This is a genomic window from Pontivivens nitratireducens, from assembly GCF_011290545.1.
Taxonomy (GTDB): domain Bacteria; phylum Pseudomonadota; class Alphaproteobacteria; order Rhodobacterales; family Rhodobacteraceae; genus Pontivivens; species Pontivivens nitratireducens.
Genome location: NZ_CP049811.1, coordinates 2,454,091 through 2,477,222 on the forward strand (window position 1 = coordinate 2,454,091; position 23,132 = coordinate 2,477,222).

Sequence of the window (23,132 nt, forward strand, 5' to 3'; positions counted from 1 at the left end):
CGCCGCCCATTTCAACTTTGCCTACCTTGGAAATGGCCCTGAGCGCGGGGGCGCAGCGACCTGCACGTCGCTTTCCAGACGGTCATATCGCAGGCGTGGTTGTCACCCGGAATGAGGGGGCCGCGCTTGTGCTCTTCATCTGTATTCATCGCCCCGCGACATCACGGCACGGAACCGTCAGGTGTCTGAGTGATTGTTCTGTACGTTTTTGCGCAACAGATTTCAGTGACTTGAGGATTGCAAACATGGATTTGAAGATCGACGGACGCCACGCCCTTATTACCGGTGCGACCGGTGGGATCGGGCATGAGACCGCGAAAGTTCTGGCGGCAGAGGGTGTCGATCTGACGCTGACCGATCTGGACGCGGACAAGCTTCGCGACATAGCCGCCCCGCTGGGCGCCCGCGCCGTGGCCGCCGATCTGTCGAGCAGAGCCGGGGCGGACGATTTCATCGCGGAGGTCGGAACCGATTTCGACATTTTCGTGCATGCCGCCGGTGTTACAGGGGCCAAGGGCGATCCGATGACCATGTCGGACGATGACTGGGACGAGGCCTGGAACATAGATTTCATGTCCGCCGTGCGTCTGGTTCGACATGTAGGCCCGGCCATGCGGTCGCGCGGATGGGGGCGCATGGTTTTCGTGACGTCCGAGAATGTCGCCCAACCCTATGCTGACGAGACTGTTTACAATGTCGCGAAATCGGGGCTGCTCAGCTTTTCCAAATCCATCAGCCTCGCCCATTCCGGTGAAGGCGTTCTGGTCAACTGCGTCGCCCCCGCCTTTATCAAGACACCTATGACCGACGGAATGATGGAAAAGCGGGCCGAGGATTTGGGCGTCAGCGTTGATGAGGCGATCGAGAGTTTCTTGGAGGAAGAGCGCCCGCATCTGAACTTGAAACGCCGTGGCCGCACCGAGGAAGTCGCCCCCGTCATTGCCTTGCTATGTTCGGAACGCGCCAGCTTCGTCACCGGTGCGAACTGGCGGGTGGACGGTGGCTCCGTCGGGTCGATCGAAACCTGATGCGCCCCCATGATGAGGCGTCGCTGCGTGCGCATATCGACGCATGTCCGATGGGCGATACCCTGTCCGAGCAGCGTGAGGGCTTCATCGCCCGCGCGGGCGTTCAACCGTCAACAGGCACCTGGACGACGATCGGCGGGATCGACACATTGCGCGTCGGTGCCGCCAGCGCTCCGGCATTGGTGTGGTTTCATGGCGGTGGTTACGTTCTGGGCAGCCCGGACACCCACCGCGTCATGGCGGCGCATCTAGCATCGCGGGACGTGCAGGTGCTGTTGCCCGCGTACCCTTGCGCGCCTGAGTGCACATGGCCCGCCCCGCTGAACGCCGCGCTCGCGGTTCTGGATGACCTCGACAATTCCGTGGCGCTGGGCGGTGACAGTGCCGGGGGACATCTGGCGCTGAATGCCGCGCTGGCACGGCCGGGGCGGGCGAGGGCCTTGGCGCTGATCTCTCCGAACACGGACCGGACGGGAAGCTGCCTTACCCGTGATCGTGACGGGGATGCGATGAATGACGGGGCCAAGGATGCCGCTCTATGGGCGATGGTCGCACCGGAACTGGGCGATGACGATCCGCAAGCCTCACCACATTTGGCGGATTTGCGGGGGCTATCGCCCTTGCATGTGGAGGCGGTCGGCACGGAGATCCTGCTGGACGACACGCTGATCCTGACGCGGGCGGCAGCGGCGGCGGGGGTGCAGGTATCGGCACATATCGCACCGGGTCTGATGCATATGCACGCCCTGTGGCCGGACGCGTTGCCCCAGGGCGCGGAGGCGCTGGACCGGATCGCCCGCCACATTCATGCCGCGTCACCCTGACGCGCGGCGTGAACAGCGGGAACCACTCCCCACCCAGACCGTTGACCAAGGCATTTAACGAACGAGGATTTTCATGACCGACGCCCCGAACATTCCCCCCCAGTCGCAGGATCACATGCCCGCGGATGAGCACAAGATGAAGCCCGCCCCGGACTATGCCCCCCGCCATCCCGGCGTGGGCAAGCTGAAGGACAAGGTCGCGCTGATTACCGGCGGCGACAGTGGCATCGGCCGCGCGGTCGCCGTGCTTTTCGCGCGCGAGGGCGCAAAAATCGCGATTGCCTATCTCGATGAGCATCAGGACGCGGAGAAAACCAAGGAATTGGTTGAGGCTGAGGGATCAGAGGCAATCCTGATCCCCGGTGATCTGGGCCGGAAATCCCACGCGACCCAAGCTGTCGAAAAGACCGTGCAGGCATTCGGAAAGCTCAACGTCCTTATCAACAACTGTGCCCAGCAATGGTTGGACGAGGACCTGACCGATCTGGATGAGGAAACCCTGCGCCGCACGATGGACAGCAACGTGATGTCGTATTTCTTCACCACTCAGGCCGCCCTGCCGCATCTGGGTAAGGGGGACGCCATCGTCAACACGTCGTCGGTGAACGCGTTTGCGGGCATGGGATCTCTGATTGCCTATTCGACATCGCGCGGCGCATCGCTGGCGTTCACCCGCTCGCTGGCGGCCAATCTGGCGGATAAGGGGATCAGGGTGAACTCCGTCGCGCCGGGCCCGATCTGGACACCGTTCATTCCCGGCACGATGCCGGCGGAGCAGGTCGAGGATTTCGGCTCCGGCACGCCGCTGGGCCGCCCGGGCCAGCCGTGGGAGGTCGCGACCGCGTTCCTGTTCCTCGCATCCTCGGATGGCAGCTACTTCACCGGGCAGACATTGCACCCGAATGGTGGAATGGTCGTCGGGGCCTGAGGCCGAGTCCAATCGAATACCTGCACGAAGGGGCCGCGACACCGGCCCCTTCTTCTTGCGCGATCGGCGTGAAGGAGACCTTGCATGACACCCCGCGCCAACTGGCCCCTGCATCCCAGCATCTACGAGATATACCCCCGGTCGTTCCGGGACAGCACAGGCACCGGCGAGGGCGACTTGCGCGGTGTCGTTCAGGGGTTGGAGGCGATCGCGCAGCTGGGCGTCGATGCCATCTGGCTGGCTCCGTTCTATACCAGCCCGATGGTCGATGGCGGATATGATGTCATGAACCATTGCGAGGTTGATCCGCGATACGGAACCCTCGACGATTTCGATGCTGTGGTGGCGCGCGCCCACGAACTGAACCTGCGGGTCATGGTCGATCTGGTGTTCAACCACACGTCCGACCAGCACCCTTGGTTTCAGGCCAGCATAGCCCGTGATGAGGATATGCACGATTGGTACGTCTGGCGCGATGCAAAGCCTGACGGCAGCCCGCCGAACAACTGGTTGAGCTTCTTTGGCGAACCCGCCTGGACGTGGAATCCGGTACGGCGGCAATTCTATCTGCGCCAGTTCCTGTCCTGCCAGCCCAGCCTGAACCTGCGTCACCCCTCGGTTCAGGACGCATTGCAGGCCATCGTGGCGTTCTGGCGCGGGCGCGGCGTGGACGGATTTCGCTTCGACGCGGTGAACTCCTACCTGTTCGACCTGTCGATGAAGGACAATCCCCCGGCCAGTGAGGAGGTTCAGGATCGCAACGCCACCGGGCCCGAGAATCTCTACAGTTTTCAGGATCACCTCTACGACATATTGCCCGGCGACGGTGCCGCCTTCGCGGAGAGTTTGCGCAAGTGGGCCGGCCCGGATGCCTGGTTGCTGGGGGAGGTGAACTCCGGCAACCGCTCGGTCGAGTTGTCGGGCGCATTTACCGCCCCGGACCGGCTGGATGCGAGCTATACTGTGGATTTGATGGTCAATCCGGTAACGGCGCAAACGGTTTGCGATCTGATCACGCGGCATCGGCGCGAAGGATGCGGACTGACCTATTGCCTGTCCTGCCACGATCAGCCGAGGGCCGTCAGCCGAACCGGCGACGGCTCCGCACGCGATGCGAAATTGCTGGCACTGCTGTCCGCCGCCCTGCCCGGCCCGCTGATAATCTGGCAGGGGGAGGAACTGGGCCAACCGCAGGCCGCTTTGAAACTGAACGAGATCTCAGATCCGTTCGACCGGCTGTTCTGGCCGGTACCGCCAGATCGGGAGGGCGCGCGAATACCCTATCCGTGGTCAGCGGACGCGCCGAATTACGGCTTCACCACCGGGACACCCTGGTTGCCGATGCAAGGGCTGGACGACATCGCACTGTCCGAACAGGGACCGGACGGCACCCGTGCGTTCTGGATCGAAGCACTGCGCCTGCGCCGCAGCCTCGACCCCGAGGGTCCGGTGGACACTGCCATCGTCAATGACGTGCTGCACATCCAGCGCGGCGATTTCACCTTTGCGTTGAACCTGACGGACAGCGCACGGCCCTGCGGCCATGCGCACCCTGCTCTGAGCACTGAACCACTGACGCCCGGCGCCCTGCCCCGCCGCAGCGGTGTGGTGTGGCGCAAAGGTTATTCGGGATAGGCCTCACCCAGATTGTCGGCCTTGACCGCGCCACGCTCACCCATCGCCTCGGCTTTGCCGACGGTGGTGTCGCGGCGGGTCTGGGCCTCGATCTCGGCGTTCAGTTCGGCCCCCATGAGCACGATGTAGGCCGATAGCCACAACCATGTCAGCAGCACGATAACACCGCCCAGCGAGCCGAATGTCTCATTATAGCTGCCGAAATTCGCAGCATAGAACGCGAATGCGATGGAGCCGGCCAGCCAGATCAGAACCGCCACTATGGCCCCCCCACTCAACCAGCGCCAATGCGCCGGATCGCGCGACGGACCATAGCTGTAGACCACGCCCAGTCCGACGATCATCAGGCAGATCAATATGACCCAGCCGATCCCCGCGATCAGCCATTCGGTGATCGCCCCGAAATCGACGAAGGACAGCACGGCCGGCACACCCATCATCGCGACGACTGCGTAGATCGCGCCCAGGATCAGGCCCAGGGTCAACAGCAGCGTTTGCAGTTTCAATTTGATGAAACCGCGTTTTTCCTCTTCACCATATGCGACATTCAGCCCTTCGATCAGGCTGGCCACCCCCTTGGACGCGGACCACAGCGCTAGGGCGATACCCAGGATCGTGGCCAGCCCCAGACCGGCCTGTTCCGAGCCTGCGACCTGTTGCGCCTGCGCGATGATGATCTCCGCGACCTGCCGGGGCATCACCGCGGACAGGTCGTCGATCAGGTCGATGACCTGCGCTGGCTCCACGATCAGGCCGGACACAGCCAACAGGGCCGTGAGCGCGGGAAACAGCGCCAGCAAGGCGTAGAACGCCACCCCGGCAGCGATCAGGCCGACATGATCCGACTTGACCCTGTCCTTCACGCGAAGGGCGATATCCTTCCAGCCCTTCAGAGGGATAGCGGTGGGAGCTTTGGCCTGGCGGCCGCGATTCTCGGTTCCGGTGGTCATTTGCGGTCTGGCCCTTCCCATACGTTTCCGTATTGATCTGGGTCGCGGGACGGGACCGTCCAGTCCGAGGTGCAAATAGGCACGGCCCCGGCGGATCGCTCCACCAGGGCCGGTTTGCCAGGTCAGTTTGCCAAGTCAATTGCAAGGCAGATTACAGGGTCCGTTTACGCCTCTTCTGCGTCCAGGGTTCCGATCGTGACCTCGTAGGTTTTTTCCGATCCCTTGTGCAGGACCGTCATCTGCGAATCCGCATCCGGCGCGGTTTCGGCCACCGCGCGGGTCAGGTCGCGCAGCTCCTCGATATCCGTACCGTCAAAGGACAGGATGATGTCACCGTCCACCAGACCTGCCTTGGCTGCGGGGCTGTCGGGCATCACGGCCTCGACCACCGCGCCGCGCGGCGCGTCATAGCCCAGGACCGAGGCGACCTCCTCGGTCATCGGGCGGATCTGCACGCCCAGCCAACCGCGCGTGACGGTGCCGTCATCCTCCAGATCCGCGACAATGGTCTGCACCAGATCGGACGGCACCGCGAACCCGATACCGACGGAGCCACCATCAGGCGAATAAATCGCGGTGTTCACGCCGACGACCTGCCCTGCATCGTTGAACAGCGGTCCCCCGGAATTGCCCCGGTTGATTGCCGCGTCGGTCTGGATGAAATCGTCGAACGGGCCACTGTTGATATTACGCGAGGTCGCGGACACGATGCCCGACGTGACCGTCCCGCCCAGTCCGAACGGATTGCCGACGGCGAACACCTCATCCCCCGCGCGCATCTGCGCCGAGCTGCCGAAGTCGATGAAGGGCAAATCGGCCTCCGCCTCGATCTGCAACAGCGCGATATCGGTCAGGGGATCGCTGCCGATGACGGTGGCGTCCAGCTCCCGCCCGTCGCTCAGCGTCACGCTTACGCGTTGTGCGCCGTCGATCACGTGGTGATTGGTCACGATCTGCCCGTCATTCGAGATGATGAACCCGGATCCCAGACCACTGCGCGGGCCTTGCTCGCCGCCCTTGGGCACCAGTTCCTCGAACCGGCGGCGCAGCTCGTCCGGCATCCCCTCGGGCAGGGCCTGACTGTAATCGACGGGAGTGGCGGTGCCGGTCACCTCGATGAACACCACACTGGGGGACACCTGCTCGACCAGATCGGCATAGCCGCCGGCCGGCACCGCGAGGGCCACCGACGGCACCAGCGCGGTCGAGGATACGATGGCCGCCGCAAAGGCGAGCGAGACTGAATTGCGTGCAATAGGTTTCATGTCATACTCCTGACTGAATGCGATGAAACCAAATTCGGCATTCCGCCTGACAGGAACATGCGCACGCCTATACAGATTTGTAAGATTGCCCGCGCTGCCGTCCATACCCTTGCCATTGTGCCCCGACGGGCAAATCTATGGCGCAACCGAAGGGGATCTGCCCATGAAACTGCTGGTGGTCGAAGATGACGAGACTACGGGCACCTACATCGCCCGCGGTCTGCGTGAGGAAGGCCATACCGTTGATCTGGTCACGAACGGCCGCGATGCGCTGATCCAGGCGACCAGCGTCGGATACGATGTGCTGATCGTCGATCGCATGGTGCCGCAGATCGACGGCATGACGCTGGTCAAGACCCTGCGCGGGGCTGGAAACCGGACACCGGTGCTGTTCCTGACCTCACTGGGCAGTGTGGAGGATCGGATCGAAGGGCTGACGGCGGGTGGCGACGATTACCTCGTGAAGCCGTTCGCCTTTGGTGAGCTGTCCGCCCGCGTCGCGGCCCTTGCCCGCCGTGCCCCGACGGTGGCGCAGGAAACGACATTGCATGCGGGCGATCTGACGATGGACCTGCTGAGCCGCCGCGTGATCCGGGCGGGCCATGAAATATCCTTGCTGCCGCGTGAATTCGCCATTCTCGAACATCTGTTGCGTCGCAAGGGCCGGGTACAGACCCGCACCATGTTGCTTGAGGCGATCTGGGACATCAGCTTCGACCCGATGACGAATGTGGTGGAGACGCATATCAGCCGCCTCAGGGCAAAGGTGGACCGCCCCTTCGACACCGACTTGATCCAGACCGTGCGCGGCGCGGGCTACCGGATCGACGCATGAACCGGCGCCTGCCCGCGATATTTCGCTCGATGCCGATCCACCTCGCGCTGGTTCTGGTGGCGGTGTTTACCATCGTCAGCCTGCTCAGCCTGGGGGCGACCTATCTGGTGACGCAACGCTCCTTCGATCAGACGATACGCGCCGACCTGCGACAGGACATAGCCGGTTTTCGCGCAGCCCCCGGCCCCTCGGCCCTGTCCCAGCTGGTGGAGGCGGAGGCCCGCGTTACCGATCCGGCGCGCATGGTGCTCAGCTATATCGGCCCGGACCGCCGCCATTACGGCAACGCCGTCATCGCACGTGACGACGAAGGCTATCATATCGTGACCGATATTTCCGGCGACCCGCAGATCGAGGGACAGTACATGGCATTGACCACCTCGCTTCGCGGCGGGCAGCTGACCATCGCCCGTTCCCTGGCGGAGATCGACGCCCTGCGAGAGGCATTCCTGCGGGTTCTCGGCCTCAGCCTGATCCCGACGATCCTGATCGCACTGGGCATCGGCCTGACCCTGGCCCGACGCAGTGCGCGGCACGTCTCGACCATCGCGCGGACTCTGGACAAGCTGACGGGCGGCGAATTGGAGGCTCGTGTCTGCCCTGCCCCGGACTGGCCGCAGGATCTGGCGACCATCGGCACGCGGATCGACAAGATGGCCAGCGCGCAGGAATCGTCGATCGCGGCGATCCGGCAGGTCTCCTCGGACATTGCGCACGACCTCAAGACGCCGATCCAGCGGGTCGCGGTCCACCTGTCCGAACTGTCAGAGCACGGGCCCCTCGACGCCACCGCGCGTGACCTGCTGGACAAGGCGAACGCCGAACTGGACGGCATCGTCGCGACCTTTCACGCCCTGCTGCAAATCGCCCGGATCGAGACGGGATCGCCCAAGGCAGGCTTTGAGACGGTCGATCTGGACCGGGTCTGCGCGACCATTGTCGAACTCTACGAACCTGCCGCAACCGATGCGGGACATAGGCTGCACTACACCCCGGCCAGCGGCATGACGATCACCGGCGACCGGCACCTGCTGGCGCAGACCCTCGCCAATCTGATCGAGAACGCCCTGCGCCACACGCCTGCGGGCACGGATGTTCGGGTTGAACTGAACCGCAGCTGGGACCGGATCGTGCTGAGCGTCACGGATAACGGCCCCGGCGTGCCCGAGGCGGAGCGTGAACTGGTCCTGCGGCGTCTCTACCGCATGGATCGCAGTCGAACCTCGCCGGGGGCGGGTCTGGGGCTGAACCTTGTCGCCAGCATCGCCACCCTTCACGGCGCGACAGTGCATCTGCACGATGCCATGCCGGGTTTGCGCGTCGAACTGGCCTTCCCCCCGACCCGGACTAGCTGAGCGGAGTAGTCGAAGGAAACTACTTATAGAGGCCGCATGTTTGATTGGATCGTATCGCTGTTGGGGCGGGCTGGATATGTCGGTGTCGCTGGATTGATGTTCGCGGAGAACGTCTTTCCTCCCATCCCGTCCGAGCTGGTCATGCCCCTTTCCGGGTATCTGGCAGCGCAGGAGACACTGGCGCTGATCCCTGTGATCCTGGCCGGAACGCTGGGATCCGTGGCGGGCGCGGTGCTGTGGTACTGGATCGGCCTGCGCATCGGCGAGGAGCGGCTCAAGAGATTCGCTCGCGATCACGGCAAGTGGTTGACCCTTTCGCCCGAGGACGTGGACGGCGCGTCGCGCTGGTTTCGCGATTACGGCTGGCGTGCCGTGTTTTTCGGCAGGATGGTGCCGGGGGTGCGGACCTTCATTTCCGTGCCCGCCGGGGTTGCGCGGATGCCGATCGTGCCGTTCCTGGCCTTTACCACCCTGGGCAGCGCGATCTGGACGACCTTGCTGGCCTACGCGGGCTATCTGCTGGAATCGCAATATGAGAAGGTGGCGGATTGGCTGAACCCGATCTCCACCATGATCGTTGTGGGTATTGTCGGCTACTATATCTTTCGGGTGATCCGGCAATCGCGTTAGGCTTCTCGCGGGGAATGCGCGGGTTCGGACAACGCGCAGGGTATAATGTGGAGGCTGTCCAGAACGGTGCGGCCCTGAGCGGCAGCAAGGGAGTATGTCGAGATGAACGCGATCTACTGTGGGCCTGCGCCACTGCCGCAGGAGATCTGGGGCAGCTGGAACTTCGACCCGGTCCTGCTCCTCGCACTGGTCGGGCTGGGCGTCACCCTTCGCCGCGAACCTGCCGGGATCGCAGCGGTGGCGCTGCTGTTCCTGGCATTCGTCTCGCCGCTCTGCGCCCTGTCCTCGGCACTGTTTTCCGCCCGGGTGGTGCACCATGTCATCCTGATCGTCGGGGCCGCGCCGCTGCTGGCGCTGGTATCGCAGCACCGGGTCCGGAGTGGCGTTGCCCTGCCCTTCGCCGTGTCGACAATCATCCTGTGGCTCTGGCATCACCCGGTCGCCTATGATCTGGCCCTGTCCAACGTAGCAGTCTACTGGCTGATGCAGCTCAGCCTGCTGGGCAGCGCGATCTGGTTCTGGAAAGCCGTCTATACCGCCGAAGTCTCACCGGTCGAACGTTTCCTCTTCGTCCTGTTCAGCTTCGCCCAAATGGGCATGTTGGGCGCCGTGCTGACATTCGCCCCCACTGCGCTGTATGCCGCGCATTCCATCGCCCCATTCGACTGGGGCCTGACGCCGCTGCGCGATCAGCAACTGGGGGGGCTGATCATGTGGGTGCCGGCGGGGGTTCCCTACGCCGCGATTGCCGCACTGCTGGCGCGTCGCAGTTGGGGTCGGCTGAAGGAGGATATGGCGTGCCGGACTGGATCGTAGCAACGATACCGATCTTCAAGATCGTGCACATCGCCGCCCTGACCCTGTGGTGCGGCGGTTTGCTGGCAATGCCGTTGATGCTGGCCCGCAGCGATCGGTCCGTGATGATGGACGATTATCGGCTGATCCGCCGCGCCACCCACCTGACCTATACGTTATGCGTCACGCCTGCCGCCGTCATCGCGGTGATCGCCGGGACATGGCTGATCTTCCTGCGAGAGGCCTTTGTGCCATGGATGTTCGCAAAGCTGGTTTTCGTAAGCCTTCTGGTCGTGGCCCATGTCTGGACCGGCAATTTGCTGGTCAGAACGGCCGAGGAACCCGCTCGCTATGATCCGCCCCGCGCGGTGCTGCCGCTGGCGGCGGTTCTGGTGCCTGTGATCGTCATCCTGGGCCTCGTGCTGGCCAAGCCGGGATTTCACTGGATCGACTTTCCCCAATGGATGCTCGAACCGCGCGGCGGTCAACTTCCCTTCGACGTGCCCAGCCGATAATCGAAAACGAGCTTACCGCCATGCCAACCCGTGAAACTGACCACCAACACGCACAGCCCCGACAGCATCAGTCCATAGGGCAGGACGGCCTGTTCGTAACCGTAGAGCCTGTATCCCCAGTTCGCCCCCAGCAGCGCCAGAAGCGTCACCGCGATGATGAAATGTGTCCATGCCGGCGCCCGCGCCCGGATGCCGGAGACGAGCAACAGCTCCGCCGTGCCGGACAAACCGGCGAGCATTCCGAACAGGAATCCGGTTCCCGCGGCCCACAGCGCGGCGCGCGCCCAGAACGCATCCCCCGTCCACCAATAGAGCATATCGGCCCCCAGCACACAGAAGGTCAGCGCCACCGGAAAGGCGACCGACATCGCGTGAATGGGGTGCCCCAGAACGGCGATGCGCGATTCCGTCTCCTCGAATCCCGGCAATTCACTGATCGGGTCGATCAGGTCATCCACTTCCTTGTCATCCTGTTCCGTCGCCATGTCGCCCCGCATTTTCGGCTTATCCTCGGTCTGACAACGCTTACCGCGCTTTGCGGTTGCGGGGGAGTGCTTTCTACCGTCGATCCGGCGGGACCGGCGGCGCGCACCATCGCGACGCTGTGGTGGGTGATGCTGTCAGGCGCGGGGGTGATCTTCGCGCTGGTGATGGTGCTGCTGGTTCTGCCGTATCGCGCGCAAAACGGGCCAAGGGGCGAGGCGCGGCAGATTCGCGTCTGGATCGTGGGTCTGGGCCTGGCCTTTCCGATGACCGTCCTCGCCGCGTTGCTGGGATATGGCCTGTTCGTGGGGGAACAGTTGCTGCCCCGCGACCTGCCCGACGTGGTGCGGGTCGGGGCCGAGGGGCGTCAATGGGCGTGGACCTTCACCTATGAGGACGCGCCGGGCACCACCACGCAGGACGTGCTGCATATCCCCGCCGGTCGGCCCGTCGATGTGGCGATCACGACGGCGGACGTGATCCACAGTTTCTGGGTGCCGCGTCTGGCCGGTAAGCTGGATGCGGTGCCGGGACGCGCCAACATCCTGCGGATCGAGGCAGACACCCCGGGCGTCTATCAAGGGTTGAGCGCCGAGTTCAGCGGCGCGGGCTACGATCGGTTCACGTTCTCCGTCACGGCGCATGACGCCGCCGGATGGCAAGCGTTCCTGAGGGGGGATGAGCGATGAAGGCACTTGAGCGTCACCGCAAGCTGACCACGATCTGGGCATCCGAACCGGGATTTCGCGGATGGTTTTCGACCGTGAACCACACCGATCTGGGGCGCATGTTCCTGACCACGGCGTTTTTCTTCTTCATCGTCGGCGGATTGCTGGCGATGCTGATCCGCGCGCAACTGGCCACGCCGCATTCCGCCTTCGCGGGACCCGAGATCTACAACCAGATCTTCACCATGCACGGGACCATCATGATGTTCCTGTTTGCGATTCCGACATTCGAGGGGCTGGCGATCTATCTGCTGCCGAAAATCCTCGGGTCGCGCGACCTCGCCTTTCCCCGTCTGACGGCCTACGGCTATTGGTGCTATGTGTTTGGCGGGTCGATGTTGCTGGTCGCGATGGTGCTGGGCATCGCGCCTGACGGCGGCTGGTTCATGTACCCGCCCCTGTCCGGGCCGATTCATTCGCCGGGGATCAACACGGATTTCTGGCTGATCGGCATCACCTTCGTTGAGATCTCGGCCATCGCCGCCGCGGTCGAGATCACGGTATCCGTTCTGAAGTATCGCGCGCCGGGCATGTCGCTGGACAAGATGCCGATCTTCGCATGGTACGCGCTGATTACCGCGTTGATGATCCTGACCGGATTTCCGCCATTGATTCTCGGGTCCGTCTTGCTGGAACTGGAACGAGCCTTCGGATTGCCGTTCTTTCAGGTGGATCTGGGGGGCGACAGTTTGCTGTGGCAGCACCTGTTCTGGCTGTTCGGCCATCCGGAGGTCTATATCATCTTCCTGCCTGCGGCGGGCGTCATCTCAACCGTTTTGCCGGTGATGTGCCGCACGCCGCTGCTGGGCTATGGCTGGGTCGTCGCGGCGGCAGTCTCGCTCGCATTTCTGTCTTTCGGATTGTGGGTGCATCACATGTTCACCACCGGCATTCCGCATATGGGGCTGGCGTTCTTCTCCGCCGCGTCCACGCTGGTTGCGGTGCCGACGGGGATTCAGATCTTCGCGTGGATCGGCACGATGTGGAAGGGCAGCCCGGACCTGCGCCTGCCGATGCTACATATCCTGGGATTTTTCTGCACTTTCGTGATTGGCGGGCTGACCGGGGTGATGGTCGCCGTCGTGCCGTTCGACTGGCAGGCGCACGACACCGCGTTCATCACGGCACACCTGCATTACGTGCTGTTCGGCGGGTTCGTCTTTCCGATATTCGCGGGGCTGTATTACTGGCTGCCGCATTTCACGGGGCGGCAGAGATTTTTCCGGCTGGGGGAGTTCGCCTTCGCGCTGATCTTCGTTGGATTTCATGTGACGTTCCTCGCCATGCACTGGGTCGGCCTGCTGGGGCAGCGGCGGCGCATTCCGACCTACGCGCCCGAGGATGGCTGGACCACGATCAACCTGATTTCCTCCGTTGGCAGCTTCGTTCTGGCCATCGGGATCGCCATGGTGTTGCTGGATGTGATCCTGCATGGGCTGACCTTTTATCGCGGGCCGCGCAATCCGTGGAATGCGGGCACGCTGGAATGGGCGATGACGACACCGGCCCCGGCCTATAACTTCGCCAGCCTGCCGCATGTCACCGGGCGGGAGCCGCTGCATGACGACCCCGACCTGCCCGCACGGTTGGCGCGGGGTGAGGGATACCTCGGCACGCCAAAGCATGACTGGCGCGAAACGCTGACCGTCGATATCGCCAGCGGCCAACCGGACATGCACGTCATCTATCCGGGCAACACGCGCCTTCCGATCGTCATGTCGGCGGTGACGGGCCTGTTCTTCTTGTCATTGCTGCTGAAATTCTACTGGACTGTGCCGGTCGCCGTGGCTGGCGTTATCTGCCTTGCGTGGCGATGGGTGTGGAAGCAGGGCCGGAAGGACGATCTGGAACCGATGTCGCTGGGCCGCGGCCTAAAGGTGGCGAATGCCGCGATGTCGCGCCGATCGCCGGGCTGGTGGGGATCCGCGTTTCTGTTGACGGCGAACGCGACGTTCTTCGGCTCTCTGCTGTTTGGCTTCGCGTTTCTGTGGACGGTCGCACCCGGCTGGCCGCCCCCCGCATGGCTGACCGCTTCACCCTTCGAACTGGGGGCGGGCTTGGCCGGCGCGGTTCTGTCCTCGGGGGCGATGCGGCATACGATGCGGACAAATGGCAAGGGCGGCAAGCCGGTACTCGGCCTGATCCTGACGCTGGCGGGCGCACTGGCGATTGCCTTCGCATGTGCGGCGCTGATGACCCGCGCCCCTGCCCCGGTGGAGCATGCCTATGGTGCCACGCTTCTGGTTCTGGGCGGATACGGCCTGTTCCATGCCTGCCTTGCCGCGCTGATGGTGGTCTTTCTGATTGCGCGCGTGGGCGGCGGCTATACCTCCAGCGGACGACAGGCGGAATTTTCGATTGTGACCCTGTGGGTGGATTACGCCGCTGTGATCGGTGTGCTGATCCTGCTCGTCGCCCATGCATCCGGTTTTTCGTCATGAGGGATATTCTGCGGATCCTCATCGCGCCGCTGACATGGCTTGCCGCTTTCAGCGCGATCTACGGATTGCACGGCGTGTTATGTGCGTCTGGCATCAGTGGCCAGACCCTTGGCATATCCTGGGTGAGGTTGATCCTGATGGGCGCCTACATCCTAGTCATACTGGTACAAATCGCGCTGGTTGCGGTGCTGTACCATCCGAAATTCGCCTCACGCTCCAGCTTCGTGCGGTTTGTCAGCCATGCGACCGGATGGGTCGGACTTGTCGCGGCGATCTGGTCTTTGGCCCCCGTCGTGATGACCAGCCATTGCGGGTGAACGGGGCCTCGGACCGGCGCGGCGCACAAACGGAACCGCGCTATTAAGATTGAACTCAAACCGTCCCCGCTCGTTGGTTTCCATACGCCAAAAAGGGGGTGTTCATGTCAGATCAAAGCGAAGCGATCATCGTAATCACCGGTGCGGCTGGAAAAATCGGAAGCGAGCTGTCCCGAAAGTTGAGCGCATCATACCGGGTGATCGGGCTGGACTTGCCCGATGCGGTCGGGGACGGACAGGACGATCTGATCGGGTGTGACATCACGGACCCCTCCTCCGTCTCACAGGCCATGGATACCTTGCGCGACAAGGCCGGAGGACGCCCCGTTGCATCGGTGATCCATCTCGCGGCCTATTTCGATTTCAGCGGTGAACAGCGCCCCCAATACGAGATCGTGAACGAGAACGGCACCCGCAACCTCTTGCGCGGATTACAGGAACTGGAGGTCGAGCAGTTCGTCTATTCAGGCACGATGCTGGTTCATCGCCCCGGTGTGCCGGGGGAACGGATAACCGAGGATACCCCGATCGAACCGGGCTGGGCCTATCCCCAGTCCAAGGCCCGCACGGAGGAGATCATCCGCGAGGAAGCCGGTGAGATTCCCGTCGTGTTTCTGCACCTCGCCGGGCTTTACGACGCTGAAACCGCGGTCCCCACCCTCAGCCATCAAATCGTGCGCATCTATGAGCGCACGTTCAAAAGTCACGTTTTCTCCGGCGATCCGCATGCGGGACAGGCCTTCATTCACAAGAGCGACATGCTCACCGTGTTCGAACGGGTGGTGGAACGGCGCGAGGTGCTAGAGTCCGGTGAGGTGATCCTCGCCGGGGAACCCGACACGATGAGCTATGAGGCGCTGCAGGACCGCATCGGAAAGCTGATCCATGGTGAGGAAACGTGGCCCACGCTGGTGGTTCCCGCCCCCATCGCGAAACTGGGCGCGAAGGTGCAGACCGATACCGAGCCCGTGGTGCCCGATCCGCTGGACGAGGGGGAAAAGCCGTTCATCAGGCCGTTCATGATCGACATGTCGTCGGATCATTACGCGCTGGATATCTCCAAGGCGCGAACCCTGCTCGACTGGCAGCCGGAGCACGATATCTCGCAGGATCTGCCCGCCTTGATCGACACGCTCAAATCCGATCCGCTGGGCTGGTACGAGGCGAACGGCATCACGCCCCCGCCCTGGCTGAAGTCGGTGGATGCGCGCGGCGCCGACGCGGAGCAATTGCGCCAGGACCATGAAACCGAGTTTCGCACCCTCCACCGTAACAACCTGTGGGCGGCATGGGCAAATGCGGGGCTGGGCGTGTGGTTGCTGACCTCGCCCCCCTTGCTGAACCATGACCATGTGGGGCTGGTGATCAGTGACGTGGTCGCAGGCGTGCTGCTAGCCATTGCTGGGCTGCTGTCGCTGTCGTGGCGCATGTCCTGGGCGCGGTACTGCGCGGCGGCCATCGGCTGCTGGGTGATGTTCGCGCCGCTGGTGTTCTGGACGGATAGCGGTGCGGCCTATCTGAATAGCACGATCACCGGCATGTTGGCTGTGGCATTCGCCCTGTGCCTGCCGCCGACGCCCGGAATCTCACCCGCTGCGGCCCGCACAGGCCCGACCATACCCAAGGGGTGGAGCTATTCGCCATCGGACTGGTTCCAACGGCTGCCGGTCATCCTGCTGGCTGTGGTCGGCTTGTTGGTCTCACGATATCTGGCCGGGTATCAACTGGGGACCATCGACCATGTCTGGGAGCCCTTCTTCGCCGGGACCGTGGACGGCAAGAACGGGACGGAGCAGATCATCACCTCGGACGTCTCGAAAAGCTGGCCCGTCCCCGATGCCGGACTCGGGGCGTTGACCTACTCGCTGGAGATCCTGGTGGGCATCATCGGTTCATCCCGGCGGTGGCGCACCATGCCCTGGCTTGTCGTGGTGTTCGGCATCATGATCGTGCCGCTGGGCGCAGTCTCGATCTTCTTCATCGCGATCCAGCCGATCCTTATCGGGACCTATTCCACACTTGCCCTGATCGCCGCGGCGGCGATGGTCTGGCAGATCCCGTTCTCGCTGGACGAACTGGTCGCGACGTTTCAGTTCCTGCGCCGCAGGCACCGTGCGGGGCAGCCGTGGATGCGCGTGTTCTTTACCGGCGATACGGATGAGGGACCCGATGACACGCCTGTCGATGATTTCGAGCGGTCGCCCAAGGAGATCGTGGTCGACATGCTCAGCGGTGGCCTGACATTTCCTTGGACGCTGATGGCCTCCATAGGGATCGGCATCCTTCTGATGTTGTCGCCGCTGGTGTTTCCATGGGGCAGCGGTGTGGCGGCGACCAACCATATCATCGGCGTGCTGGTGATAACCGTTTCAGTGACGGCACTGGCCCCGGTGGCGCGGGTCGGACGTTTTCTGAACGCGCTGATGGGTGTGGTCCTGCTGTTCGCGCCGCTGGTGGCCGCAGCAGGCTGGACGGCCCTGGGATTTTCAGTGGTGGTCGGTCTGGCCTTGATCGTGCTGAGCATTCCGCGCGGGCCGGTTCACAGCAGTTTCGGAACATGGGACCGGTTCATCTGGTGACTGCCGGGTGATAGCAGTACAGGACGAAACATTATCGGAAGGCGGCGTGTAGTGAACGCCGCCTTCCGGGAGGGTCTGTCGGGACGTCCGGGCGCAGTTACAGTCGGGCCAGCAGCTCCGATTTCTTGGTTGCGAACTCTTCCTCCGACAGGGCACCTGCATCGCGCAACTGCGCCAATCGCGCGATCGTGCCGAGGATATCGTCCGTGTTCTGCGGGGGCTGTGCCGGGGCCTGATTTGAGGCCGTGTCCTGACCCTGCGTATCAAACGGCATGTTCGTCGGCTCCGGGCTGAAGTCAGGGTTCCCCGTCTGTGCGGGGGGCGCGGACATCGTCGGTTCCCCCTGCGAATTCTGATCCACAACCGGAAAGGACGACAGCGCGAACTGCCCGAACTGGCTGGAAACGGAAACGCCGCCGAACGGATCGCTCAGCCCTGATTGCTGCTGGCTGAACCCGCTGATCTGGTGATCGCCGGTATCCAGCAGCACCAGCGCCCCGCCATTGCCATGATCAAAGGCCAGACGGCGGGCCTGCGGAAAATAGGCGTATCGCGCCTGGTTCTGCCCACCGGATGCCGCAGGCTGGCCCAGCCATTCGGGCCAGCTGCCACCCCCCATCGTCGTTTTGGGTTGCTCGAAGAACAGGGTCGAGGCCATGGCGTTCGACAATTCACCGCACAGGTTCGAAACCGTGTTCTGCAAACCGGAGTTGAACATGTCGCCGACCATTGTCATGCCGCCGGCCATCCACTGACCCGACCCGCCAAGCTCGGGTACGTTGAACTGCGCCATCGTACCACCACCGTTCGAGACGGCGCGCGCCATATGCTCCACCGCGCCCGAGGAAAGACCATAGCGTCGCGCGATCTCCTCGATCGTATTGCGGCCATTCGCTGTCAGGTTCGACATTGGAATTCCTCTCAAACTCTCCACCATGGGTGGGTTGATGCCTCATCCGGGACCGCTGGGGATAAGTCAACTCCAGCGAGCGGAGATTCCCGTGATAGGGCCACCTTGCACCATTTCATCGTCCCTGCGACCGGAACGGATCGTCGCAAACCCCTTTTGAAACGACTACACCCCCCCGACACCTGCAAAAAATCTGCCTGAACGTTGCCGCAACGCACAAATCGGGGGTACGCCGGGGCCGGGTTCTGCTATCTCAAGCATATGGACATCGTACTTATCACCACAATAATCGCATGTTTTTTCGTTGTCATCGGCGCAGCGGAACCGCTCGCCGCGCGGGTACGCCTTCCATACAGTGTGATCCTGGCCGTGATCGGCGTGCTGATCGGTATGGGAGCGACCTTTCTGCTGCGCACGGAGCTGACGGATGCCCTGAATCCCATGGCAGAGGCGATTCTGGGTCTGCCGATCCGATCCAACGTCTTTCTGTACGTCTTTCTGCCCACATTGCTGTTTCAGGCCACGCTGGGGATGAATCTGCGGCGTATGGTCGATGACTGGGTGCCGATCATGGTGATGGCCGTGGTGGCTGTCGTCGTGGCCACGCTCAGCGTCGGGTACGCCCTGTCATGGGTCAGTTCTCTGCCACTGGCGGCTTGTTTGCTGGTCGGGGCGATCGTGTCCACCACGGATCCTTCGGCGGTGGTCTCCATCTTCCGGTCGATGTCAGCCCCGCGTCGCCTTGCCAGGATCATCGAGGGCGAGAGCCTTCTCAACGATGCCGCCGCCATCGCCCTGTTCGGCCTGTTCATGGGATTCGTCATGCTGGGAATGCCGGACCCCAGCTTGACCGATGCGCTGACGCAATTCCCGGTCCTGATCGCGGGCGGTGCGCTGACAGGCTGGCTGGCCGCGCGCATCGCGGTGTGGATCATGGCGATGTTCAGCAATCACGAACTGGCGCAGATCACGATCTCCGTCGCGCTTCCCTACCTTGCCTATATCGTGGCCGAACAAAGCATCGGCGCATCCGGCGTGATCGCCGTCGTCGTGGCGGGGTTGACCCTGAACCTGACGGCGCCGGGCCGGTTGCCCCCGCAGGCCTGGACCAACCTGCGCGAGTTGTGGGACGTGCTGGCACATTGGGCCGGGGCGTTGATCTTTATCCTTGCTGCATTGCTGATCCCCCGCCTGCTGGAGGAAGCCAGGGTCGAGGATTTCGCGCTGGTCGCGGTCGTGATCCTGGCCGCGATCATGGCGCGGGCGTTGATCCTGTTCGGGCTGTTGCCGCTGCTGACGAAACTGCGAATGTCGCCGGCGGTGGATCGCCCCTACAGGGTGGCGATCCTCTGGGGGGGATTGCGGGGTGCTGTGACGCTGGCGCTTGCACTGGCCGTGACCGAGAGTTTTCGCGTACCGGACGGCATCCAGCGGGTTGTCGGCATCCTTGCCACGGGCTTCACCTTGTTCACGCTGATCGTGCAGGGCACGACGCTGCGCTGGATCATCGGGCGTCTGGGCCTTGATCGGCTCGCCCCGCTGGATGAGGCCCTGTCCCGGCAGGTCGTCGCGGTCGCCCTTCAGACCGTGCGCGAGGACGTGGCCCGTACGACTGAAAACTACGATCTAAGCCATGACATCGTCCGTTCTGAAGCCAAGCGTTTCGGGGAGCGGCTGGACGATGCGGTCAAGATGGCCGAAGAAGGCGCCGATATTCTGGATCGGGACCGGATCGCGCTGGGTTTGATCGTGCTCGCAGGTCACGAACGTGACACCATTCTGGTACGGGTTCGGGAGCGGACGATCTCGGCCCGTATGGCCGAAAAGGTCATTTCCGACGCCGATCGGCTTATCGAAGGGGCGCGGACCCAGGGGCGAAACGGATATCAGCGCGCCGCCCGGCGAAGCGTGGCATATGGCAAGACGTTCCGCACCGCCGTCGCCCTGAACAGCAGATTTTCGATCTCCGCCCCGCTCGCCCAGATGACCGCCGACCGGTTTGAGCTTTTCCTATCGCAACGCCTGATCCTTCGCGATCTGGATGGGTTCATCGACGGCCGTATCCGCCGGATCCACGGCCGCCGGGTGGCGGAATTGCTGCACGAACTGCTGTCGAGACGCATCGAAATGGTCGAAACGGCGCTGGAGGGTTTGCGCCTGCAATATCCCGGCTACGCCGAAGAGCTGGAACGACGGTTCATCCGCCGCACGGCCCTGCGGCTGGAGGAACGCGAATACGTCATGATGCGAGAGGACGGTCTGATCGGAGCGGAAGTCTACACCGCGCTGATGCAGGATCTCATCGCACGTCGCGCCGCCGCCGAAAATCGCCCGCGACTCGACATTGCACTGCAAAGGACCGCTCTCGTCCGTCAGTTCCCCCTGTTCGCCGAATTCGACGAGGGGGCGCTGAAACTTTTGGGCCGCGCACTCGAAGCGCGCTACATCAACGCGGGTGAGGTCATCATCCGCAAGGACAGCGCCGCGAAGAGCGTGTTTTTCATCGCGTCGGGCGCGGTGGAACTGGAAACCGCCGGTCAGACATGGCGTCTGGGCCGGGGTGAGATGTTCGGGCAGATGGCCATCCTGATGAAAAGATCCGTACGAACCGAGGCCCACGCCATCGCCCCCACCACCGTTCTGGTCCTGGACGAAGATCGCTTCAGACGTATGCTCAATCGCAGCAAGGCCCTTCGCGAGGCAGTTCTGGCCAGCGCCCGAAAACGTGGCATCGAGTGGTCCGAAGACGCCTTGCGGCAAGACCCCGCTGACCCTCAAGCTGGCGCGGCAACAGATAAGGCGGCTAAGCGCCGATCCAACTAAGGTCCGGGCGGATTTGGTGACGGCTACCCGGCATGGGTTGTGGCTGGTCCAAGGTTACCAGTGATCCCTCCGCAAGCGCGGCGAACACGGCCAATTCCCGCGTAAGAGCTATGGACAATGCGCCCCAGCGCATTTAAACGACGTCTCGCGCACCGGCATTGATGAGCCGGTGTTCCAATGGGCGCAAATACCCCCATTGAAAGCCCCTATAGCTCAGCTGGTAGAGCAACTGATTTGTAATCAGTAGGTCCGCGGTTCGAGTCCGTGTGGGGGCACCATAACTTCATGATTTAGCTGAGAAATTTTACCTTATAGTTGGTCGAAAATTTCTCTTGTTGGGCAACGTGACTAAAACGTGACTAACGCTATCGGTCCAGAATCTGCCGAGCTTCGTCTGCTACCCTGTCTTGATCAATGTGGGCATATTTCTGGGTCATGACGACAGATGCATGTCCAAGAAGCTTTGAGAGTTTGTAGATCGAAAGCCCTTGCATGATCATCCGGGACGCAAAAGTGTCCCTGCACGTGTGAACTGTAGCTGTACCGCGCTGGGCTACCAATCGAGGGTTGGTGTTGCACGTTGAGGCTATAGCTTTGCGAAGCACTCGGACAGGACGGTCCATCTCACCAAAGGGTCGCTGAAAGCACATTCTCCTTTCGAGCACGTTTGCGACACGTTCGCTGATTGGAAGGGTGGAAACGATCTTTGTTTTCTGGCGATAAACCTCAATTGACCTCTGCCCCAGTCGGATGTCTGACCACTCTAGCGACAGGGCCTCTCCAAGCCTCATCCCAGTGTCTAGAAGGGTTACAAATAGGTCGTATGCCCTTTGGTTGATATCGTTGCCCTGCCCCCCTTGTAGAGCCTCTAAGATGCATCGTGAAGTGGTCCCAGAAAACTGGACAGTTGGCTAAGGTGTATCCCGAACCTTTGAAGGGATACGAGAATGGCGAAGCGCCGGAAGTTTACAGACCAGTTTAAGGCCAAGATCGCGTTGGAAGCGCTGCGTGTCGACAAGACGATCCAGGAGATCGCCGCGAAGCATCAGTTGCATCCGAACCAGATCAGCACGTGGAAGCGTCAGGCTGTCGAAGGCATGGCCGATGTGTTTGCGCGTGGCGGCAGGCCGGAAGGGCCGACAGAAGCAGAAATCAAGGAGCTCCATGCCAAGATCGGGAGGCTGGCCGTCGAGAACGATTTTTTGTCCGAAGGGCTGAAGCGGTGAGCCCGGAGAAGAAACGCGCGATGATCAAACGGGATCATCCTGAACTGAGCATAAGCCAGCAGTGCAAACTGGTGCGGCTGAGCCGGTCGGCCTTCTACTACACGCCGGTCGGTGTTGATGCGGACACGCTGGGATGATGAAAGAGATCGACCGGATATTCACCAAATACCCGTTCTTCGGCAGCCGCCAGATCGCTGCCTACATGCGGCGGGAAGGAACCATTGTCGGACGTCATCGCATCAGGCGGCTGATGGCCAAGATGGGCCTGCAAGCGATTTACAAACGCCCTCGGACCAGCCAGCCCCATCCTCAGCACCCGGTCTATCCGTACCTGCTCAGAGAGATGCAGATCGACCGGCCCAACCAGGTCTGGTGCGCCGACATTACCTTCATGCCGGTGCGAAACGGGTTCTTGTATCTGGTCGCCATCATGGATTGGGCGTCGCGCAAGGTTCTGAGCTGGCGCTTGTCGAACACAATGCACGCCGACTTCTGTGTGGAGGCCCTGCACGAGGCCATCGCCAAACACGGCCCTCCCGAGATCATGAATACCGATCAGGGCAGCCAGTTCACCGGTTCGGCCTGGATCACGACGCTGACCGAAGCGGGCATACGTATCTCAATGGACGGTCGCGGTAGATACCTCGACAACATCTTCATTGAGCGCCTGTGGCGGAGCTTGAAACAGGAAGCGATCTACCTCGAAGAGATCAATGACGGCTTCCAGGCCCGAAAGGTCGTCAAAAACTGGATGGCATTCTACAACAGCGAACGCCCCCATTCCGCGCGTGATCGGCTGACGCCCGAGGACGCATATTGGGCAGGCTTGGAAGAGCAAAGAGCAGCATGAAATCTAAACCCGATA

19 protein-coding genes, 1 tRNA gene and 1 pseudogene are annotated in these 23,132 nt (G+C 62.5%); 16 read left to right on the forward strand and 5 right to left on the reverse strand.

Features of this window, described 5'->3' with window-relative positions; genetic code table 11:
* Positions 1-245: 245 nt before the first annotated feature.
* The 4 genes from G8E03_RS12155 to G8E03_RS12170 all read left to right on the forward strand — a co-directional run bounded on the left by G8E03_RS12155 (position 246) and on the right by G8E03_RS12170 (position 4,415).
* A complete protein-coding gene (locus G8E03_RS12155) occupies positions 246-1,028 on the forward strand; it encodes an SDR family NAD(P)-dependent oxidoreductase (RefSeq protein ID WP_166192277.1) in 783 nt (260 codons plus the stop codon).
* On the forward strand, positions 1,028-1,852 hold the full coding sequence (locus G8E03_RS12160) for an alpha/beta hydrolase fold domain-containing protein (protein ID WP_166192280.1): 825 nt from the start codon (positions 1,028-1,030) through the stop codon (positions 1,850-1,852). The genes G8E03_RS12155 and G8E03_RS12160 overlap by 1 nt, the downstream gene beginning before the upstream one ends.
* Positions 1,853-1,925: 73 nt before the next feature.
* A complete protein-coding gene (locus G8E03_RS12165; protein WP_166192283.1) occupies positions 1,926-2,780 on the forward strand; it encodes an SDR family oxidoreductase in 855 nt (284 codons plus the stop codon).
* Positions 2,781-2,864: 84 nt separating this feature from the next.
* The gene (locus G8E03_RS12170) at positions 2,865-4,415 is read left to right on the forward strand and encodes an alpha-amylase family glycosyl hydrolase (protein WP_166192286.1); all 1,551 of its coding nucleotides are present in this window, start codon (positions 2,865-2,867) and stop codon (positions 4,413-4,415) included.
* On the opposite strand, the gene G8E03_RS12175 is transcribed toward G8E03_RS12170, so the two are convergent.
* Both G8E03_RS12175 and G8E03_RS12180 read right to left on the reverse strand, forming a co-directional pair.
* A complete protein-coding gene (locus tag G8E03_RS12175) occupies positions 4,403-5,365 on the reverse strand; it encodes a YihY/virulence factor BrkB family protein (RefSeq protein WP_166192289.1) in 963 nt (320 codons plus the stop codon). The genes G8E03_RS12170 and G8E03_RS12175 overlap by 13 nt on opposite strands.
* A gap of 164 nt (positions 5,366-5,529) precedes the next feature.
* A complete protein-coding gene (locus G8E03_RS12180; RefSeq protein WP_166192292.1) occupies positions 5,530-6,630 on the reverse strand; it encodes a trypsin-like peptidase domain-containing protein in 1,101 nt (366 codons plus the stop codon).
* Positions 6,631-6,793: 163 nt separating this feature from the next.
* Here G8E03_RS12180 and G8E03_RS12185 point away from each other — a divergent pair, with 163 nt between their 5' ends.
* The 5 genes from G8E03_RS12185 (at position 6,794) to G8E03_RS12205 (ending at position 10,760) form a co-directional block, all read left to right on the forward strand.
* Positions 6,794-7,465 (forward strand): winged helix-turn-helix domain-containing protein, encoded by a 672-nt coding sequence (locus G8E03_RS12185; protein WP_166192295.1) that lies wholly within the window; start codon positions 6,794-6,796, stop codon positions 7,463-7,465.
* Positions 7,462-8,820: a sensor histidine kinase gene (locus tag G8E03_RS12190; RefSeq protein WP_166192298.1), complete on the forward strand. Its 1,359-nt coding sequence runs from the start codon at positions 7,462-7,464 to the stop codon at positions 8,818-8,820. Before G8E03_RS12185 ends, G8E03_RS12190 begins: the two co-directional genes overlap by 4 nt.
* A gap of 36 nt (positions 8,821-8,856) precedes the next feature.
* Positions 8,857-9,450 (forward strand): DedA family protein, encoded by a 594-nt coding sequence (locus G8E03_RS12195; RefSeq protein WP_166192301.1) that lies wholly within the window; start codon positions 8,857-8,859, stop codon positions 9,448-9,450.
* Positions 9,451-9,552: 102 nt separating this feature from the next.
* Positions 9,553-10,266 (forward strand): cytochrome c oxidase assembly protein, encoded by a 714-nt coding sequence (locus G8E03_RS12200; RefSeq protein WP_166192304.1) that lies wholly within the window; start codon positions 9,553-9,555, stop codon positions 10,264-10,266.
* Positions 10,248-10,760, forward strand: a complete 513-nt coding sequence (locus tag G8E03_RS12205) for a CopD family protein (protein WP_166192307.1) — start codon at positions 10,248-10,250, stop codon at positions 10,758-10,760. The genes G8E03_RS12200 and G8E03_RS12205 overlap by 19 nt, the downstream gene beginning before the upstream one ends.
* On the opposite strand, the gene G8E03_RS12210 is transcribed toward G8E03_RS12205, so the two are convergent.
* Positions 10,730-11,245, reverse strand: a complete 516-nt coding sequence (locus G8E03_RS12210) for a DUF2231 domain-containing protein (protein WP_166194199.1) — start codon at positions 11,243-11,245, stop codon at positions 10,730-10,732. The two genes, G8E03_RS12205 and G8E03_RS12210, sit on opposite strands and share 31 nt — an antisense overlap.
* A 66-nt stretch (positions 11,246-11,311) precedes the next feature.
* Here G8E03_RS12210 and G8E03_RS12215 point away from each other — a divergent pair, with 66 nt between their 5' ends.
* From G8E03_RS12215 to G8E03_RS12230, 4 genes are all read left to right on the forward strand, one after another.
* Complete coding sequence (locus G8E03_RS12215) at positions 11,312-11,932, forward strand: cytochrome c oxidase subunit II (protein ID WP_240910341.1); 621 nt, start codon at positions 11,312-11,314, stop codon at positions 11,930-11,932.
* Entirely contained in the window at positions 11,929-14,412 is a 2,484-nt protein-coding gene (ctaD, locus tag G8E03_RS12220; protein ID WP_166192310.1) for a cytochrome c oxidase subunit I, read from the forward strand. The genes G8E03_RS12215 and ctaD overlap by 4 nt, the downstream gene beginning before the upstream one ends.
* Positions 14,409-14,729, forward strand: a complete 321-nt coding sequence (locus tag G8E03_RS12225) for a hypothetical protein (RefSeq protein ID WP_166192313.1) — start codon at positions 14,409-14,411, stop codon at positions 14,727-14,729. Before ctaD ends, G8E03_RS12225 begins: the two co-directional genes overlap by 4 nt.
* A gap of 104 nt (positions 14,730-14,833) precedes the next feature.
* Positions 14,834-17,308, forward strand: a complete 2,475-nt coding sequence (locus G8E03_RS12230; RefSeq protein WP_166192316.1) for a vitamin K epoxide reductase family protein — start codon at positions 14,834-14,836, stop codon at positions 17,306-17,308.
* A 97-nt stretch (positions 17,309-17,405) separates the two neighbouring features.
* On the opposite strand, the gene G8E03_RS12235 is transcribed toward G8E03_RS12230, so the two are convergent.
* A complete protein-coding gene (locus G8E03_RS12235; protein WP_166192319.1) occupies positions 17,406-18,218 on the reverse strand; it encodes an SHOCT domain-containing protein in 813 nt (270 codons plus the stop codon).
* A 261-nt stretch (positions 18,219-18,479) separates the two neighbouring features.
* Between G8E03_RS12235 and G8E03_RS12240 the strand changes: the two genes are divergently transcribed.
* Together G8E03_RS12240 and G8E03_RS12245 are read left to right on the forward strand one after the other, a co-directional pair.
* Positions 18,480-21,041, forward strand: coding sequence for a cation:proton antiporter (locus G8E03_RS12240; protein WP_166192322.1), 2,562 nt, complete (start codon positions 18,480-18,482; stop codon positions 21,039-21,041).
* 202 nt (positions 21,042-21,243) lie between these two features.
* Positions 21,244-21,319, forward strand: a tRNA-Thr gene (locus G8E03_RS12245).
* An 87-nt stretch (positions 21,320-21,406) separates the two neighbouring features.
* Here the strand turns inward: G8E03_RS12245 and G8E03_RS17705 are convergent.
* On the reverse strand, positions 21,407-21,832 hold the full coding sequence (locus G8E03_RS17705; protein ID WP_430693157.1) for a tyrosine-type recombinase/integrase: 426 nt from the start codon (positions 21,830-21,832) through the stop codon (positions 21,407-21,409).
* A 156-nt stretch (positions 21,833-21,988) separates the two neighbouring features.
* Here G8E03_RS17705 and G8E03_RS12255 point away from each other — a divergent pair.
* A pseudogene (locus G8E03_RS12255) lies at positions 21,989-23,117 on the forward strand (IS3 family transposase).
* Positions 23,118-23,132: the final 15 nt, after the last annotated feature.